Annotated in this window: 16 protein-coding genes and 1 tRNA gene; 11 read left to right on the top strand and 6 right to left on the bottom strand. The window is 59.2% G+C overall.

Features of this window, described 5'->3' with window-relative positions; all coding sequences use genetic code 11:
- Positions 1 to 49: 49 nt before the first annotated feature.
- From AD662_RS20160 to AD662_RS20135, 6 genes are all read left to right on the top strand, one after another.
- Complete coding sequence (locus tag AD662_RS20160) at positions 50 to 658, top strand: START domain-containing protein (RefSeq protein WP_018613634.1); 609 nt, start codon at positions 50 to 52, stop codon at positions 656 to 658.
- Between the two features lie 141 nt (positions 659 to 799).
- Entirely contained in the window at positions 800 to 1,036 is a 237-nt protein-coding gene (locus AD662_RS20155) for a hypothetical protein (protein ID WP_018613636.1), read from the top strand.
- Positions 1,037 to 1,237: 201 nt separating this feature from the next.
- The gene (locus AD662_RS20150; RefSeq protein WP_003179463.1) at positions 1,238 to 1,579 is read left to right on the top strand and encodes a ribonuclease E inhibitor RraB; all 342 of its coding nucleotides are present in this window, start codon (positions 1,238 to 1,240) and stop codon (positions 1,577 to 1,579) included.
- Positions 1,580 to 1,959: 380 nt separating this feature from the next.
- Positions 1,960 to 3,369 (top strand): circularly permuted type 2 ATP-grasp protein, encoded by a 1,410-nt coding sequence (locus AD662_RS20145; RefSeq protein WP_014339467.1) that lies wholly within the window; start codon positions 1,960 to 1,962, stop codon positions 3,367 to 3,369.
- A gap of 9 nt (positions 3,370 to 3,378) precedes the next feature.
- On the top strand, positions 3,379 to 4,329 hold the full coding sequence (locus AD662_RS20140; RefSeq protein WP_003204175.1) for an alpha-E domain-containing protein: 951 nt from the start codon (positions 3,379 to 3,381) through the stop codon (positions 4,327 to 4,329).
- A complete protein-coding gene (locus tag AD662_RS20135) occupies positions 4,326 to 5,129 on the top strand; it encodes a transglutaminase family protein (protein ID WP_018613642.1) in 804 nt (267 codons plus the stop codon). The genes AD662_RS20140 and AD662_RS20135 overlap by 4 nt, the downstream gene beginning before the upstream one ends.
- A 130-nt stretch (positions 5,130 to 5,259) precedes the next feature.
- Here the strand turns inward: AD662_RS20135 and AD662_RS20130 are convergent, their stop codons facing one another.
- A complete protein-coding gene (locus tag AD662_RS20130; RefSeq protein ID WP_053189616.1) occupies positions 5,260 to 6,072 on the bottom strand; it encodes a c-type cytochrome in 813 nt (270 codons plus the stop codon).
- Positions 6,073 to 6,679: 607 nt separating this feature from the next.
- Here AD662_RS20130 and AD662_RS20125 point away from each other — a divergent pair.
- From AD662_RS20125 to AD662_RS20115, 3 genes are all read left to right on the top strand, one after another.
- Complete coding sequence (locus AD662_RS20125; RefSeq protein ID WP_053189644.1) at positions 6,680 to 7,885, top strand: acetyl-CoA C-acetyltransferase; 1,206 nt, start codon at positions 6,680 to 6,682, stop codon at positions 7,883 to 7,885.
- A 26-nt stretch (positions 7,886 to 7,911) separates the two neighbouring features.
- Positions 7,912 to 10,056, top strand: coding sequence for a 3-hydroxyacyl-CoA dehydrogenase NAD-binding domain-containing protein (locus AD662_RS20120; RefSeq protein WP_053189615.1), 2,145 nt, complete (start codon positions 7,912 to 7,914; stop codon positions 10,054 to 10,056).
- An 89-nt stretch (positions 10,057 to 10,145) separates the two neighbouring features.
- Complete coding sequence (locus AD662_RS20115; RefSeq protein ID WP_053189614.1) at positions 10,146 to 10,880, top strand: amidotransferase; 735 nt, start codon at positions 10,146 to 10,148, stop codon at positions 10,878 to 10,880.
- Positions 10,881 to 10,958: 78 nt separating this feature from the next.
- Here AD662_RS20115 and AD662_RS20110 read toward each other — a convergent pair whose 3' ends face one another.
- The 3 genes from AD662_RS20110 to AD662_RS20100 all read right to left on the bottom strand — a co-directional run bounded on the left by AD662_RS20110 (position 10,959) and on the right by AD662_RS20100 (position 13,796).
- Positions 10,959 to 11,930 carry a magnesium and cobalt transport protein CorA gene (locus AD662_RS20110; RefSeq protein WP_053189613.1) on the bottom strand — a complete coding sequence of 324 codons (972 nt, stop codon included), beginning with the start codon at positions 11,928 to 11,930 and terminating at the stop codon, positions 10,959 to 10,961.
- Positions 11,931 to 12,066: 136 nt separating this feature from the next.
- Positions 12,067 to 12,789, bottom strand: coding sequence for a 1-acylglycerol-3-phosphate O-acyltransferase (locus AD662_RS20105; protein ID WP_018613656.1), 723 nt, complete (start codon positions 12,787 to 12,789; stop codon positions 12,067 to 12,069).
- Positions 12,790 to 13,106: 317 nt separating this feature from the next.
- Positions 13,107 to 13,796, bottom strand: a complete 690-nt coding sequence (locus tag AD662_RS20100) for a crotonase/enoyl-CoA hydratase family protein (RefSeq protein WP_018613658.1) — start codon at positions 13,794 to 13,796, stop codon at positions 13,107 to 13,109.
- A 308-nt stretch (positions 13,797 to 14,104) separates the two neighbouring features.
- Here AD662_RS20100 and AD662_RS20095 point away from each other — a divergent pair.
- A tRNA-Ser gene (locus tag AD662_RS20095) sits at positions 14,105 to 14,194 on the top strand.
- Positions 14,195 to 14,396: 202 nt separating this feature from the next.
- Here AD662_RS20095 and AD662_RS20090 read toward each other — a convergent pair.
- The gene (locus AD662_RS20090; protein ID WP_053189612.1) at positions 14,397 to 14,918 is read right to left on the bottom strand and encodes a hypothetical protein; all 522 of its coding nucleotides are present in this window, start codon (positions 14,916 to 14,918) and stop codon (positions 14,397 to 14,399) included.
- The gene (locus AD662_RS20085; RefSeq protein WP_053189611.1) at positions 14,876 to 15,160 is read right to left on the bottom strand and encodes a type II toxin-antitoxin system TacA family antitoxin; all 285 of its coding nucleotides are present in this window, start codon (positions 15,158 to 15,160) and stop codon (positions 14,876 to 14,878) included. Before AD662_RS20085 ends, AD662_RS20090 begins: the two co-directional genes overlap by 43 nt.
- 720 nt (positions 15,161 to 15,880) lie before the next feature.
- On the opposite strand from AD662_RS20085, the gene AD662_RS20080 reads away from it, so the two are divergent.
- Positions 15,881 to 17,083: an MFS transporter gene (locus AD662_RS20080; protein WP_053189610.1), complete on the top strand. Its 1,203-nt coding sequence runs from the start codon at positions 15,881 to 15,883 to the stop codon at positions 17,081 to 17,083.
- The last annotated feature ends 53 nt before the right edge of the window (positions 17,084 to 17,136 follow it).

Here is a 17,136-nt window from a genome sequence, read left to right as displayed (position 1 = left end):
CCATGAATGGATCCTAACTGAACGAACTTGGACAATAAGGAAAAGAACTATGGGTTCGCTGCATCGTATGGCTGTGTTGTGTGGGTTGACCGTATTGCTGGCAACGGCCACCGCTCAGGCAGAGGACTGGCAGGTTGCCAAGGAGAAGGACGGTATCAAGGTTTCCCTCAGTGAGGTGACGGGCTCCAAATACAAGGCCTACCGTGGCGTGACGGTGATGAAAACCACCATGGCCAAGCTGCGGGCCCTGCAGGAAGACGTTCCCGGTGCTTGCGCATGGATTCATGAATGCAAGAGCCAGAAACTGCTCAAGCACGAAGGCGACAAGAGCTGGACCTATACTCAATTCAACACACCATGGCCGGTCACGCCCCGGGACTCGGTGCTGGAAGTCACCACCGAGGAGGGCGCCGATGGCAGCCTGACCCGCAGGCTCAAGGGGGTGCCGAAATACGCGCCTGACGAGCAAGGTTTTGTGCGAGTAACCCAGGTCGACGGTTTCTGGACGTTCACGCCAAAAGGCGCGGGCCAGATCGAAGTCGTTTATCAGGTCCACACCGAACCGGGTGGTGACGTGCCGTCCTGGTTGGCGAACAAGTTCGTGGTGGATGCGCCGTTCAACACCTTGAAAGCCCTGAAGGAACGCGCCGAAAACTGATCGGCCACGGCTTTACAGCAAGAGACCGCCCCAGAGGCGGTCTTTTCATGTGTGCCGTCCGCCCGCCCAGTGGAACGATTGTCCGGCCCTCAATGTCGAGATAGAGGTAAGCCAGGCCCTGAATTGATCAAGGAGACACTGATGCAAAAGTGGGAAATCACTTTCGTGGATGATCATGGCGAAGCCATCGCCGAGCAGTTCGACTACGAGCAGGAGCCTACGATGGAGCAGGCTGCACAACTGATTCGTAAAAAAATGCTGCCCGTTTCCGACCTACTGGACCTCAACGACCTGGAAGGTCGCACTGAAGATCCCACCGTCAAGAACCTCAAGTCCCAGCACAGCATTGAAATCCTCAGCATTAAACCGATTTCATGAAACGTTGCCTGGTCTCGCTTGGCAGTGGCCACCACTTACGGCTACTCTGCAATTGAGATCAGCGAAAGGATCGCCAAGGTCCGGTCTTGTCAGCTACATGCTTGTGTCCCGACGGCCATTTGATGCCGTACCGCTTGCAGCCTGAGGGCTTCACGCACGGGAAGACGGAAAGTCTATCCATTGGTTTCAGGAGGACGTTTCATGAGCACAGCCTATCAAGAAGACATCAGCACCAGCGTATTGCGCCGCATGAAAGAAGGCGGTTTCGATTTTTCCCGATTCCATCCCATTGAGTTCTACGCCATTTTCCCGGACGAGGAGCGGGCGCGCAGGGCGGCAGGTCATTTTCGGGGAGAGTCGCTGAACGCGCAGATCAGTGCACGGGACGACGGGGCTTGGTCATTGGAACTGAGCCGGGTGATGTACGCCACTTACGATGACATAGGAGACTTCGAGCAAGACTTTGAGGCAGTCGTCGAACCCTTGGGTGGTGTTATCGAGGGCTGGGGCGTCAAGCAAGAGATCCGGCGCCTGCAGGCCTGACAGTTACTCACCGCAACCACAGCAACGGCTGACCTTTGTGTCGGCCGTTTTCATGTCTGTGAACTACCCGAACATTGAACATTACTGTGGGATTTGTGGCGGACGCCGAATAGGTGAGCATGTCCCCTGCCAACACCACAACCGCCAGGTTTTGTACCTAACTGTATCCAGATCAAGCCGCGTCGTTTTTCCAGGGCTATGCTCAGCAGAGCGACGCCCCTGCGTCGCAATGAAGCGGGGGGCAGCGGGGTGGGGGTATTTGCTGCACTAGAAAAGTGCACGGCCTGTCAGAGGAGAATCCAACCCGTTGATCATAAAGCGTTTATGCCGATGGCACGGGGCTTGCGAAGCCTTGCTGCCAGGGTGACAAGGAGTACGGCATGATCCGCAGCGGTTTTGATGAAATGTACGATGCCAACGGCCAGGTCCGTCCGCATTACCAGGCGTTTGCCCGCTGGCTGGCTGAAACGCCTGACGAGCTGCTGGCGCAACGCAGGCGCGAAGCCGACCTGTTGTTTCATCGTGCTGGCATTACGTTCACGCTCTACGGCGACGAGCAGGGGACCGAGCGCCTGATCCCTTTCGACACGATCCCGCGCAGCATCCCGGCCAGTGAATGGCGGGTGGTCGAACGTGGCTGCATCCAGCGGGTCAAGGCGCTGAATATGTTCCTGGCCGACCTCTACCACGAACAACGGATCATCCGCGCCGGCATCATTCCCGCCGAGCAGGTGCTGGCCAACGAGCAATACCAACTGGCGATGCAGGGGCTGGACCTGCACCGTGACATCTATGCCCACATTTGTGGTGTCGATCTGGTGCGCGACGGTGACGGCACGTACTACGTGCTCGAAGACAACCTTCGTACGCCCAGCGGCGTCAGCTACATGCTCGAAGACCGCAAGATGATGATGCGCCTGTTCCCCGAACTGTTCGCCGCCCAGCGCATCGCCCCCATCGACCATTATCCGAACCTGCTGCTCGACACCCTGAAAAGCTCCAGCCCGCTGGACGATCCCAGTGTCGTGGTGCTCACGCCGGGGCGTTTCAACAGCGCGTTCTTCGAGCACGCGTTCCTGGCCCGGGAGATGGGCGTGGAGTTGGTGGAAGGCGCCGACCTGTTCGTACGCGATGACAAAGTGTTCATGCGCACCACCGACGGCCCGAAAGCCGTGGATGTGATCTACCGTCGCCTCGACGACGCGTTCCTCGATCCACTGGCCTTCAATCCGGATTCGATGCTCGGCGTACCGGGCCTGTTGTCGTCCTACCGTTCCGGCAACGTGGTGCTGGCCAATGCCATCGGCACGGGCGTGGCGGACGACAAATCGGTGTACCCGTTCGTCACCGACATGATCCGTTTTTACCTGGACGAAGAGCCGATCCTGAAGAACGTTCCTACATGGCAATGCCGTAATCCCGCCGAGCTTTCCCACGTGCTGGCGAATCTTCCCGATCTGGTGGTCAAGGAAACCCAGGGCTCCGGCGGTTATGGAATGCTGGTGGGGCCGGCCGCGACGACAGCGCAGATCGATGCCTTTCGCGAGCGGATCAAGGCCAAGCCGCACGCCTACATCGCCCAGCCGACGCTGTCGCTCTCGACCTGTCCGACCTTTGTCGAAAACGGCATCGCCCCGCGCCACATCGATTTGCGGCCGTTTGTGCTGTCCGGCCGCGAGACCCGCGTGGTGCCTGGCGGGCTGACACGGGTGGCGCTGCGCGAAGGCTCCCTGGTGGTGAATTCATCCCAGGGCGGTGGGACCAAGGACACTTGGGTGGTCGAGGATTGAGGAGCTGCCATGCTGAGTAGAACCGCCTCGGACCTGTACTGGATGTCGCGCTACCTGGAGCGTGCGGAAAACCTCGCACGGATGCTCGATGTCAGTTATTCATTGTCGCTGATGCCCCAGGACGGGCGTGGCGATGGCCTGCACGAGTTGGCCATGCCATTGCTGATCACCGGCACGCTGGATGATTACCGGGAGCGACACGGCGAGCTGCACGCCGAGCGCCTGCTGCATTTCTTTGCCCTGGAAGCGGCCAACCCGGCCAGCATCTACAGTTGCCTCGGCGCCGCGCGAGCCAGTGCCCACGCGGTACGTGGGCGAATCACCGCCGACATGTGGGAGAACATCAACGCCACCTGGCTGGAAATTCGCGGTATCGCCGAGCAAGGCTTGAATCGCTACGGCATGAGCCGTTTCTGTGAGTGGATCAAGGAGCGATCCCACCTGTTTCGTGGCGCAACCTACGGCACCATCATGCGCAACGACGCATTCCGCTTCATTCGCTTGGGAACCTTCATCGAAAGGGCCGACAACACCCTGCGCTTGCTCGACGCCCGCTACGAAATGGCCGGCGACCAGGCCGACACGGTCAGCGATGGCACGGCCCACGCGTATTACCAATGGAGCGCCTTGTTGCGGGCCTTGTCGTCCTTTGAGGCCTACACCGAGATCTACCGTGACGCCCCGGGCGCTCGCCATGTGGCCGAGTTGCTGCTGTTGCGCGCCGACGTACCGCGTTCGCTGCGCGCCTGTACCGAAGAAATCAACCAGATCCTCGCGAGCCTGCCGGGCACCAACGGCCGGCAGGCACAACGGCTGGCGGCGGAAATGGACGCACGCCTGCGCTACACCGGCATCAACGAAATCCTCGACGGGGGCCTGCATGCCTGGCTCACCGAATTCATCCCACTGGTCCGTGAACTGGGCAATGCCATTCACAGTTCCTACCTGGAGGTCATATGAGACTCTCGATCAGCCACGAAACGGCCTACCACTATGAAGATCAGGTGCGCGCCAGCATCCAGTACCTGCGCCTGACGCCCCACGACAGCGAACGCCAGCATGTGCTGAGCTGGCAACTGGATCTGCCACGGCCGGTGCGGGCGCAGCTGGATCCGTTCGGCAACATCCTTCATGTACTGACCCTGGACGAACCCCACGAAACGGTCATCATCGGCGCCCGCGGACAGGTGGATATCGATCCGTCGCGTGAAGCCGAGCACGAGAGCCAGTCAGCGCTGCCGTTCCTGCGCTTCACCCGGCTGACCGAGGCGGACGAGGCCCTTCGAGCCTTCGCTGCGCAGCAGTGCCAGCAGCGTCGCGATCGCACGGCGCTGATCGACCTGATGCACGGGCTGAACCAGCACATGATCTACACCCCTGGCACCACTGAAGTGGAGACCAGTGCGGCCCAGGCTTTTGCCGGTCGTAGCGGGGTGTGCCAGGATCACACCCACGCCTTCCTGGCCTGCGCCCGCAGCCTGGGAGTGCCGGCGCGGTATGTGTCGGGGTACCTGTTCAGCGAAGCGAGCGAACACCTGGCAAGCCATGCCTGGGCAGAAGCCTGGCTTGACGACGCCTGGTACAGTTTCGACGTGACCAACCAATTGGCCCGTCCGGAGCGCCACCTGAAGCTGGCCGTAGGCCTGGATTACCTGGACGCCTGCCCGGTGCGTGGCATGCGGCGTGGCGGTGGTTGCGAGCAGATGCATGCCAAGCTGGTCGTGCCACCGGCGCCAGTGATCACGGTGCAACAACAATAACCGCTTGGTGAGCGAGCTTTTGTGGCGAGGGAGCTTGCTCCCGCTCGAGTGCGAAGCGCTCGCAAGCTTTATTAAGGGGCTGCTGCGCAGCCCAGCGGGAGCAAGCTCCCTCGCCACAAAAAAAGCAATCTCACGGGGCCAATGGCTGCTTGCGTCCCGCCATATGCTTCAAATAACCCACCAGCAAATCCAGCTCCGAATCCGGCAGCACCGCAGCCGAGAACCCGGGCATCTTGCCCTGGGGCCAGCGACGCAGCGCTTGCGGGTCGCGAATGTAGCGCTTGAGGAAATCCCCGGAGAAGTATTCGGTCGGGTTGAAGGGAATGTTCAGGTCAGGGCCGAACTGCGCGTCGCCTGCGCCATTGAGCCGATGACACGCGAGGCAGTTTTTCTGGAACAGCTCGAAACCTTTATTGATCGGGTCGTCCTTGGTCAGGCTGGGCGCCGGCAGCAGGGCGGGGAAGCGTTCGGCCACGGCCGACAGGCGCTTGATGGTCGCCACCGCGTAGGGCCATTGCTCCGGGCTGATGTGGCCAGCCTGCGGATCGGTCCAGACCAGGTAGAAAGGCCCGGCACTGTGCTTGCCTTCCCCCAGCGACGGCCAGGGCTTGGCCGGGTCCTCGATCGCCAGCCAGGCCCGGGCCCCACTCTTGTTGAGTAACGGCGCCGCAGGCATTTCGGCAGCGAAGCCGTCCAGGGCAACGGCTTGCAGGTGGTCCTCCGCTTGGACGCCCGTCAATAGTGCCGTCAGCGGCACGGCTCGATAGCTCATCGGTTTCTTGTAGGAAACGTCATCAGCGATCTGGACCGTTTGAGCGTCCGGGCGCTTGAGCAGTTCTTCGGTTTGCCAGGTGCGCGTATCCGCGCCCAACTCCAGCACCAGTTGCGCGGCGTAAAGGGGCGTGCTGAGCAGCAACGCCCCGAACACAATAAGAGCTTTCAAGTCGATCGCCTTCCATGTCGAGGGGGGCCGCAAAGGTTGGCACAGCCATCGCGGCTCGAACAGAGAACCCGTCACATTTTTTGGCGACACAACTAATGAATGATGCAGATGCCCTCGCGCAGGATTCAGCCAATCACCTTGGTGATATTCGGCAAAATCAACAGCAGCGTCGTGGCAAAGAGAATGAGTCCGGCTTGGCGAACTTTCGAATGTTTGAACATGGCTGACCCGCCTTTATTGTTATTTCCTAAAAGCCAGCCTGCATATCCATGGCGGCTGGCGTTGCACTTCCTGTCCGACAAGCGCCTCGGCAAAACCCGACGACTTTCTTGTACAAGGATTACATTAGGGGCCGCGGCGGCCTTGGCTTAGATCCAATTCATATCAGCTTGGTACAGGCTGCTCTAAAAAAGGCATGAGGCCTATTGCCACCTTCCTGCCGGCCCTTTTGCTAGACAGCTTGCCCTCCTGAATCGGTTAACCCGATAGCTCGCTACCGTTCGTCTGAGCGTGGCCGTCAACGCCATTGAGCGCTGTGGTCATTGAATCCGGCGCCACTGGGCTTATGGTTGAAGGCATCGCATTACCCCGTGGTTTCGAGGACGTCATGACCCAAGCTTTGATTTTCGACGCATTACGCACGCCCCGTGGCAAGGGCAAGGCCGATGGTGCCTTGCACAGCGTCAAGCCGGTAAATCTGATGGGTGGCCTGCTCAGCGTCTTGCAACAGCGTATGGATCTGGACACCAGCCAAGTCGATGACATCGTGCTCGGTTGCGTGACCCCGGTGGGTGAACAGGGGGCCGATATCGCCAAGACCGCTGCGCTGGTGGCCAATTGGGATGTCAGCGTGGCCGGTGTGCAACTCAATCGGTTTTGCGCCTCGGGCCTGGAGGCGGTGAACCTGGCGGCCATGAAAGTGCGTTCCGGCTTCGAAGACCTGGTGGTGGCCGGCGGCGTCGAATCCATGTCCCGGGTGCCCATGGGCAGCGATGGCGGCGCGTGGGCGCTGGACCCGCAATCCAACCTGCACGGCCACTTCGTTCCCCAGGGCATCGGCGCCGACCTGATCGCCACGCTGGAAGGCTTTAGCCGTGAGGATGTCGACGGCTATGCGCTGCATTCCCAGCAAAAAGCGGCGCGTGCCCGGGCTGACGGTTCGTTCAATAAATCCCTGGTCGCCGTGCGGGACCAGAATGGCATCGTGCTGCTGGACCACGACGAATTCATCCGCGCCGACTCCACGCTCGAAGGCCTGGGCAAGCTCAAGCCAAGCTTCGAGGCCATGGGCCAGATGGGCTTCGATGGCACGGCGCTGCGCGTTTATAGCCATGTCGAACGAATCCATCACGTGCACACGCCGGGCAACAGTTCCGGCATCGTCGACGGTGCGGCACTGATGTTGATCGGTTCCGAAGCCAAGGGGCGCGCCATGGGCCTGCAACCCCGGGCGCGGATCGTCGCCACCGCAGTCACCAGTACCGACCCGACCATCATGCTCACCGGCCCGGCGCCGGCTACCCGCAAGGCCCTGGCCAAGGCCGGGTTGCGGGTGGAGGACATCGACCTGTTCGAAGTCAACGAGGCCTTCGCCTCGGTGGTGCTCAAGTTCATCAAGGACATGGCCATCGACCCGGCCAAGGTCAACGTCAACGGTGGCTCCATCGCCATGGGGCATCCCTTGGGCGCCACGGGGTGCGCGATTCTCGGCACGTTGCTCGACGAATTGGAGGTGCGTCGCCTGCGTTATGGCCTGGCGACCCTCTGTGTCGGCGGCGGTATGGGCATTGCCACCGTCATTGAACGCCTCTGAGCCCCGACTTCAAGGAACACTTTTTCATGACCGATGCCATTCGTTACGAAACTGGCCAGGACCGGATCGTCGTCCTGACCCTGGACATGCCGGGCCAGAGCGCCAATACCATGAACGCGGTGTACCGTGAGGCCATGGCCGCCTGCGTCGCCCGTTTGCAGGCTGAAAAGGACTCGATTGCCGGTGTGATCATCACCTCGGCCAAGCACACCTTCTTCGCCGGCGGTGACCTCAACGAATTGATCAAGGTCGGCAAGCCCGAGGCCAAGGCTTTCTACGACATGGTCCTGCGGCTTAAAGCGCAACTGCGAGCCTTGGAGACCTTGGGCAAACCCGTGGTGGCGGCCATCAATGGCGCGGCCCTCGGCGGTGGTTGGGAAATCTGCCTGGCCTGCCATCATCGCGTGGCCCTGGACCTGCCGTCGGTGCAGCTCGGCTTGCCGGAGGTCACGCTTGGCCTGTTGCCGGGCGGTGGCGGGGTGGTGCGGATGGTGCGCCTGCTCGGTTTGGAAAAGGCCTTGCCGTATCTGCTCGAGGGCAAGAAGGTCAATGCGCAACAAGCGCTGCAGGCCGGTTTGATCGATGAGCTGGCGAAGGATCGTGACGAACTGCTGGCCAAATCCCGAGCCTGGATTCTTGCCAACCCCAGCGTCATCCAACCCTGGGATGCAAAGGACTATCGACTGCCGGGCGGCACGCCGTCTGACCCGAAAGTTGCGCAAATGCTGGCTATCGCCCCTTCGATCCTGCGCAACAAGACCCAGGGTTGCCTGCCAGCACCGGAGAAAATCCTCTGCGCAGCGGTGGAGGGTGCCCAGGTAGATTTCGACACCGCGCACCTGATCGAAACCCGTTACTTCACCGAACTGACCACCGGCCAGGTGGCGAAGAATCTGATGGGTACCTTCTGGTTCCAGCTCAACGAGATCAAGGCCGGTGGTTCTCGCCCACAGGGTTTTGCGCCTTATCTGACGAAAAAAGTCGGCGTGCTCGGCGCGGGCATGATGGGGGCGGGTATCGCCTATGTCAGCGCCGTGGCCGGCATCGCAGTGGTACTCAAGGATGTCGATCTGGCGGCGGCCGAGAAGGGCAAGGCCCGTTCGGCGGCGTTGCTGGATAAAAAGATCGCCCGCGGTCAACTCACCGCCGAGCAGCGCGAAGCCACGCTGGCGCGGATTCACACGACCGACAGCAACGCCGACCTGGCCGGCTGCGACCTGATCATCGAAGCGGTGTTTGAAGATCGCGCCCTGAAAGCCAGAGTGTCGGCCGCCGCCCAGGCGGTGGTGGGCGATGATGCGGTGATCGCTTCCAACACCTCGACCTTGCCCATCACCGGCCTGGCCATGGCTGTGCCAGACCCGACGAAGTTCATCGGCCTGCACTTCTTCAGCCCGGTGGAAAAAATGCCCCTGGTGGAGATCATCAAGGGCGCGCGCACCAGTGACGCGACCCTGGCCCGGGGGTTCGATTTTGTCCTGCAGATCAACAAGACGCCGATTGTGGTCAACGACAGTCGCGGTTTCTTCACGTCGCGGGTATTCGGCACCTTTACCAATGAGGGCATCGCCATGCTCGGCGAGGGCGTGAGTGCGCCGATGATCGAGACCGAAGCGCGCAAGGCCGGCATACCGGTCGGGCCTCTGGCGATCTCTGACGAAGTTTCCCTCAGCTTGATGAGCCATATCCGCGCGCAAACCACCAAGGACCTGCGTGCAGAAGGGAAAGCGCCGATTGAGCACCCGGCGTTCGCTGTGATTGACTTGTTGCTCAACGAATACAAGCGCCCGGGCAAGGCCGCCGGTGCCGGTTTCTATGAATACCCGGCCGATGGGCAAAAGTACCTGTGGCCGGCGCTCAAAAGCCGCTTCGAGAAAGCCGACGGGCAGATTTCCCCGCAGGATATCCGTGATCGCCTGCTGTTCATCCAGGCCCTGGAAACCGTGCGCTGCGTGGAGGAGGGGGTGCTGACTTCGACGGCCGACGCCAACGTCGGCTCGATCTTCGGTATTGGCTTCGCCGCCTGGACCGGTGGTGCGCTGCAGTTCATCAACCAATACGGCCTGCCGGACTTTATAGGTCGCGCCCAGTATCTGGCCGAGCAATATGGCGAGCGCTTCTCACCGCCGGCCTTGTTGTTGGAGAAGGCCGCCCGCCACGAACTGTTCTGACAGACCCGGGAAGGGGCTTGCCTTGGGACGGTGTTTCAGGGCAGGCTCTGGGGTGTGCAATATTCCCATCATCGTGTCAGGTATTTTTTATGTCGCTACGCATCTGCATTCTGGAAACCGATATCCTGCGTCCGGAACTGGTCGACCAATATCAGGGTTACGGGCAGATGTTCCAGCGCCTGTTTTCGCAGCAGCCCATCGCGGCCGAATTCGTCGTGTACAACGTGATGGCGGGGCATTACCCCGGCGCTGAGGAGGCATTCGACGCTTATCTGGTGACCGGCAGCAAGGCTGATTCCTTCGGCACCGACCCCTGGATTCAAACCCTCAAGACTTACCTGCTGGAGCGCTATCAGCGCGGCGATAAATTGCTCGGTGTGTGCTTTGGTCACCAGCTGTTGGCGTTGTTGCTGGGCGGTAAGACTGAACGCGCCACCCAAGGTTGGGGCGTCGGCACCCATCGCTACAAACTCGCCGCCAAGGCGCCTTGGATGAGCCCGGTGATGGAAGAATTGACCTTGCTGATCAGCCATCAAGACCAGGTCACCGAACTGCCCGAAAGCGCGACCGTCATCGCCTCCAGCGATTTCTGCCCATTCGCCGCCTACCACATCAACGACCAGGTGCTGTGCTTCCAGGGGCACCCAGAGTTCATCCACGATTATTCCCGGGCCTTGCTGGAGATTCGCCAGCAGCACCTCGGCGAGCAGATCTATAGCCAGGGTGTGGCGAGCCTTGCCCACGAGCACCACGGCACCACGGTGGCGGAGTGGATGATGCGCTTCGTCGCTCACAAGCCGCAGGCTGAAGCCACCCAAGGCTAAAGTTCACCACTCATGTGGGAGCGAGCTTGCTCCGGGCGGCGTTCCGACGATGAATCTCACACTAATTCCACTGTTCGCCTACAACCACCCCGATCGCTTGAAGCTCCACCACAGCGACGAGCAGCCCACCGCAATAACCCCCAGCACCGCGAAATACCCGTATTGCCAACTCAACTCCGGCATGTCCTGGAAGTTCATCCCATAGATCCCGGCCACGGCTGTGGGAAACGCCAGGATCGCCGCCCAAGCCGCGAACTTGCGCTGCACCACGCTCTGGCGCGACGCTTCGAGCAGCACGCCGACTTCGATGGTCTGGCTGGCGATGTCGGCCAGGGTGGCCAGGTCTTCCATTTGCCGCGTGACATGAATCTGCACATCGCGGAAATACGGGCTCATGTTCTTGTCGATAAAGGGGAAGTCGAGTTTCTGCAACTCTTCACTGATCTCCACCATTGGCGCCGCGTAACGGCGCAGGCGCAATACGTCGCGGCGCAAGCTGTGCAGGTTCTGGATGTCCCGTTCGTTCAGGGAGCTGCACATGACATTGTGTTCCAGCTCATCGATTTCGGCGTGAATGGCCTCACCCATTGGCTGGTAGTTTTCAATCACGAAATCAAGGATGGCGTAGAGGACGAAATCTTCCCCATGTTTCAGCAAAAGCGGACGTGCCTCACAGCGCTGCCGGACGTGGGCGTAGGACGCGGAGTGGCCGTTGCGAGCCGTGATGATGTAGCCCTTGCCAGCAAAGATATGGGTTTCGATGAACAGCAGTTTGCCGTCCTTGCGTATCGGCGAATACGTGACGATAAACAGCGCATCGCCAAAGGTCTCCAGCTTGGGCCGGCTGTGTTTCTCCATGGCGTCTTCGATCGCCAATTCGTGCAGGTTGAATTGACGCTGCAGGTTGGTCAGCTCCAGGGCGCTGGGCTCTTCGAGACCGATCCATACAAAATGACCAGGTTTGGCAGCCCAGGCACTGCCTTCGTCGAGGGTGATATTGGTGACTTTCTTACCGGCGCTGTAGACCGCAGCAGCAACGACTCTACCCATAATGGTGGTTCACTTCTTATTGGAAAATGGCAGTGGCAGGCAGCGTTCAGCTTAGCGCGCCCTGTAGCTTGAGAGTCAGCAAAATCTGCGGAGTTCGGCGGTAAAAGAAAACCCGCCGAGGGGGCGGGTTTTCCATTCAGGCGGTTTGCAGCTGCCGGTCCATTGTCGCGATGCACTCGCGCATCTGCTCACGGCATTGGGCAATGAGCCGGGGCATGTCATCCATGCTCAACCCGGCTGTAGGAATCGCCGGCAATGAGCGTATGAGGATGTCACCGCTGCGCCAGCGATTGAGGCGCATATGCTTGATGTAGCTGCTGACGCACACCGGAACAATCGGCACCCCGGCGGCTATTGCCATCTGGAAGGCGCCTTTCTTGAACGGCAGCAGGTCCTCACCGAGATTGCGCGTGCCCTCCGGGAAAACCCAGATCGAGGTGTCCTCGTGCTGCAAGGTATGGGTGGTGGTCAGCATCGACTGTCGCGCCTTGATCGCATTGCCGCGGTCGATCAACACGTTGCCCGCCAGCCAGAACAATTGCCCGAACAGCGGCACCCATTTCAGGCTCTTCTTGCCGATACACACGGTACGGCGCGGCACCACGTTGCCGAACATGAACAGGTCATAGTTGGATTGGTGGTTGGCGATGATGACGCAGCCGTTGGGCTTATTCACCAGCGTGTCGACTTGCGTCCGGACCCGCAGGCGCAAAATGCACATCGCCGGCAATGCGTAAAATCGTGCGCATAAACGGCTGTTGTCCGGGTTGAACGGCCGGCACAGGCCCAGAATCACCCCGAGCACGCCAGCCAATACAAAATGCAGGCCCATCAACAACATACGCAGTACAAACAGCATCTACAGGCCCCATCGGGACAAAAGGTGGCGCAGTGTACGGATGTGCACTGTTTTCGGCAATTGCCCCTATAGAGGTAGGAAATGGACGATGTTTAAGCGCATGTTTCCACATGGCGTGACAGAAGCGGTGTAGAGCGGTTGCGGACTTTTAAGCGACGCGCGTAGGAAAAAGCCCGACTCCAGGTGAGGGCTCGCTCTCTCTGGGCCCGTAGGAGCTGACGAGCGGAGCGAGGCTGCGATCTTTCCATTACCAATTGAGTCCGGAGCGAAGGATCAAAAGATCGCAGTCTCGCTCCGCTCGACAGCTCCTACAAGCCTCAGCCCATATGCTCCTGATCCAGCAGAATCGCGCTGTCCAGCGTTTCCAGCAGGGCTTTGCGCACTTTCAGCTTGGTGTTCTTGTGGGCGGACATGTTTATCTTCTTCAACTGACGCGCCGCTTCCAGGGCCGCGCCCTGCAGTTCTTCGGCCGACACCACCTTGTCGAGGAAGCCGGCATCCACAGCGCCCTGTGGGTTAAACATCTCGGCATTGATTACCGAGCGGTGGAACGCCGACTTGCGCAGGCGATCACGGGCCAGCTCGATACCGGCGTGGTGCATGGTCATGCCGATCTGCACTTCGTTCAGGCCGATGCTGAACGGCCCTTCCACCCCGATGCGATAATCCGCCGAGAGCAGCAGGAACGCACCCTTGGCCACCGCATGCCCCGGGCAAGCGACAACGACAGGGAAGGGGTGCGACAACAAGCGACGGGCCAGGGTCGAGCCGGCCGTGACCAGGCCCACCGCTTCCTTGGGACCGGCGGTCATCACCTTCAGATCGTAACCACCCGACAAAATCCCCGGTTGCCCGGTAATGATCACCACCGCCCGATCCGCCGTCGCCTGGTCCAGCGCAGCGTTGAACGCGGCAATCACATCCGGCGAGATGGCATTGACCTTGCCGTTGTTCAAGGTCAGGGTCGCGATACCGTCTTCGAGATGGTAGGCAATCAAGTCGCTCATGACGCTATTCCTTGTAAGAGAAGTGACGCAGACGTTACTCACCGCCGCAGGCCAGGTAAAGCGCCGTGACTGACTCACCGGTCAGCTCCAAGCCCCGCAAACAGCCTGTCCCGCCCATCCCGCTTCGCCTTCATCTATAGAGCAGCGCCTGCATAGTCCCGAAGATTGGCCGGTTTGCCATGCCTAAGTGCGTTTGAAATGCCCGACCAAGCTTAACCGCATGAAAATTCTGAAAAAAACCTTTGCCATCGGAAAAGCTTTCGACTACATTAGCGCGCCTCGACAGACTGAACAGTTTGCCGAGATACGGTGAAGTGTCCGAGTGGCTTAAGGAGCACGCCTGGAAAGTGTGTATACAGGAAACTGTATCGAGAGTTCGAATCTCTCCTTCACCGCCACATTCTACAAACGCAAGCCCCTGATTTTCCTAGAGAAAGTCGGGGGTTTGTGGTTTTTGGTGTCCAAGAAACGCTCCCATGGGACCACCGTGGGACTGGATCCCTGGAAACTGGTGCGCGGTGGACGAACCCGGTTGCGCCGTCGATCTGCAATGGATCTCGGAACGGGGCGAGTCGACGGTTTCAGGGGCACATCAAAAGGCTATCGGAGTGGCAACATCAACGTAATAGGCGAAAGCTCAGGACACGGAATAAATCCTGCGTGTTTGGCATAAAAGTCTGACAGACGCTGGTTAAGCGGGTGAACAATCATTGCAGTAGAACCGATGGTTTCAGACGCGATAATTGCTCGTTCAACCGCATCCTGAAGCAAGCCGATAGCGAAGCCCTGGCCCTGTGCTGTTTCAGTGATGCCCATGCGTCCCAACAAGGTCACTGGGTGCACACTCGGAGAATTGCGCTGACGGCTTTTCGGAACGACATTCTCTCGAGCGATCGATCCACTCGACAGGGTGTAATAACCCATGACGACCGATGTGTCCTTGCGACAGACAACGTACACAATGGCTTGCTTGGCGGCTTGAGCTTTACGTGCTGTTTTTTGAAGATAATCGTTGATCGACGCCACGCCTGAATCGAATTCGTCCAGGACGTGGTCGTCGTTCAACTTTTCTGGAGCTCTCAGCTCCACGGTTTGGGCCTTTCGAGAAGTTGAAGTAGACATTTGTTACCTCGAATCGGATTGGCTTCCATGGCCTGTTCAAATGCGTCAAATGCAACGTCGTCGAGAAGGAACAGCCGCTTATCAAGGATGACTTCCTCTGCTTTCTGACAAGCAGCTTCCAAGATAAAGCTGGTTCGATCACGACCGGACATGGCAGCTGCCAGATCGATCAGGTTCCGTTTTTTTTCATCCGCCCTCATGTTGATGGGAACGGGCTTGGATCTTTCAATACTTACGGTCATGTTGATTCCCGCCTTGGAGATGCCTCAGTGCTTCGCTTATGTGATCAGTCGTTGGAAATATCTATCGATTGAGATTCAAGGCCGTTGAGTCGGCTTCGTGATTAACACTATATCAATGTATAGCTGTTGTATATGCGCGTATATCGATTAGCTATACGGTGGCGTCCCCGTCAACCCTAGCCCAACCCAGTCCGGGTGAGCGACGAAAGTGGTACCGCTCATAGCGATCTAGGACCCGGCTTTGTGCCGAAGCGCTCAGGCATGTCGCGCCAGGCAGCGTCAGAACAAAGCCCCCAAATGATGGATGCAGACTCTACTCAATCTCGGCGCGTGTGTAATTCAAATTGGTTTCGGCTGATTTCATAGAACCAAGTGCCCCACAGATTCCATGGAACTGCCATGGGAACGCTTGCGCGCAAACTATCACTCTGATACCCGTGTAAACCGGGACCTTACTCGCCGAAAACGCAATCGGGTGGTTTTTAGTCTCTCCTTCACCGCCAAATTCGATACACACAAAACCCCTGGTTCTCCAAGAAAACCAGGGGTTTTGTGGTTTCTGCCGTCTTAAAAAAATGACGATAGGGGCAATGGCACCCAGGTGATACGCCGTCAGCGCAAAAGGTGCGAATTTCCTAACCTTGACTCCGCCACCCAAATGACTATCCCCGCATGTAGCCGTGCTACAAAAAGACCTGTTCAACGCGTGGAAAAATTCCGATGCCACCGCTCTCCAACGGCAGGCCCTCCAATCGTTTCGACCTGTTTTGTGTAGCCAGTTTTCTGCTGTCCATTTCTTATGGCGCCACTTTCCTGGTCTCGCTGCTGGTGTCCTCCCTGGGGGGAACTGAGCGCGATGCTGGGCAAGTCTTTGCCGTTGCCATGATCAGTACCCTGGTCGCGGTGGTCGCCTCGGGGCATTTGATGCAGCGCGTAGGTGCTGCATCGTGCATGGCCCTAGGCGCTGTATTTCTGGTGATTGCGTCCATGGGGTTTGCGCTGCTATCGGGCCTGGGCATCGGTTTATTGGCCTGCGGTTTGATGCTGGGGATCGGGTGGGGATTGTTTTACACGGTTGGGCCCATCATGGTCGCAGCGATGGTCGAGCCAGCCAGGCGGACTCATTGCTTCGCGCTTTTGTCGGGCAGCATGTTGACGGGGATCGGTAGCGGCCCTCTTTCAGGCAAGTTGGCCAGCTCTGTTGGGTTACCCATCCAGACAGCTTTCTTCGTTGCCGCCGCTGCGGCATTGCTGGGTGGGCTGTATTTTTGGTGGCTGAGAACGGGCTTTGCCGAAGTGGAGCGCCGTTCTGGCGATAAGGCTCGGATGGGGCTGAAATCGGCGGCGGGTGTGCTGCGCTCGCGTTCAGCGTTGTCCATTTTGATGGTGGGGCTGGGAGGCGCGATCTTCGGCGGCTTGGGCAGTTTCCAGACCAGTTATGCAGCCAGTCAGGGGCTTGACTACTCCCTGTTTTTCGTCGGTTTCATGGGGGCGGCTATCGCTTGTCGGTTGCTGATTGCCGGGTGGGTGGTCAGCCGTGACCCTTTCGCGACCTCTTGCCTGTTGACCACCCTGATGTTGGTCGCCGTAACGGGGTTCGGTGTGTGGGTCCATGACAGTCTGAGTTATGGGTTGACCGCCGCCTTGCTTGGGGTCGGTTACGGTCTCAACTATTCGGTCATTAATGGCTTGGCTGCCAACGAGGCGCCACCTGGACTGACCGCCCAGGCACTTTTGCTTTTCAGCCTGTCCTACTTCATTGGCGTGTTCGGTTTTCCCTTTATTGCCGGCAAACTCATCAGCAGCATGGGCGTGAATGGGATGCTGCTTAGTGTCGGATTGATCGCTCTGTTTGCCTGGGCCTTGAGTGTCAGTCGCTGGCTGGCCGGGCGATTCTGGAAACCAGCCTCTCTCTCGGAATGAAAAATTCTCCCCTGGCGGGCGATAGCTTCCCGGTGAGAGTGGGAGTTTGAACA

It is taken from the genome of Pseudomonas kilonensis, assembly GCF_001269885.1.
Taxonomy (GTDB): Bacteria; Pseudomonadota; Gammaproteobacteria; order Pseudomonadales; family Pseudomonadaceae; genus Aquipseudomonas; species Aquipseudomonas kilonensis.
Note: the sequence above shows the minus strand (reverse complement) of the source record. Positions and strands in the feature narration are given on the sequence as shown.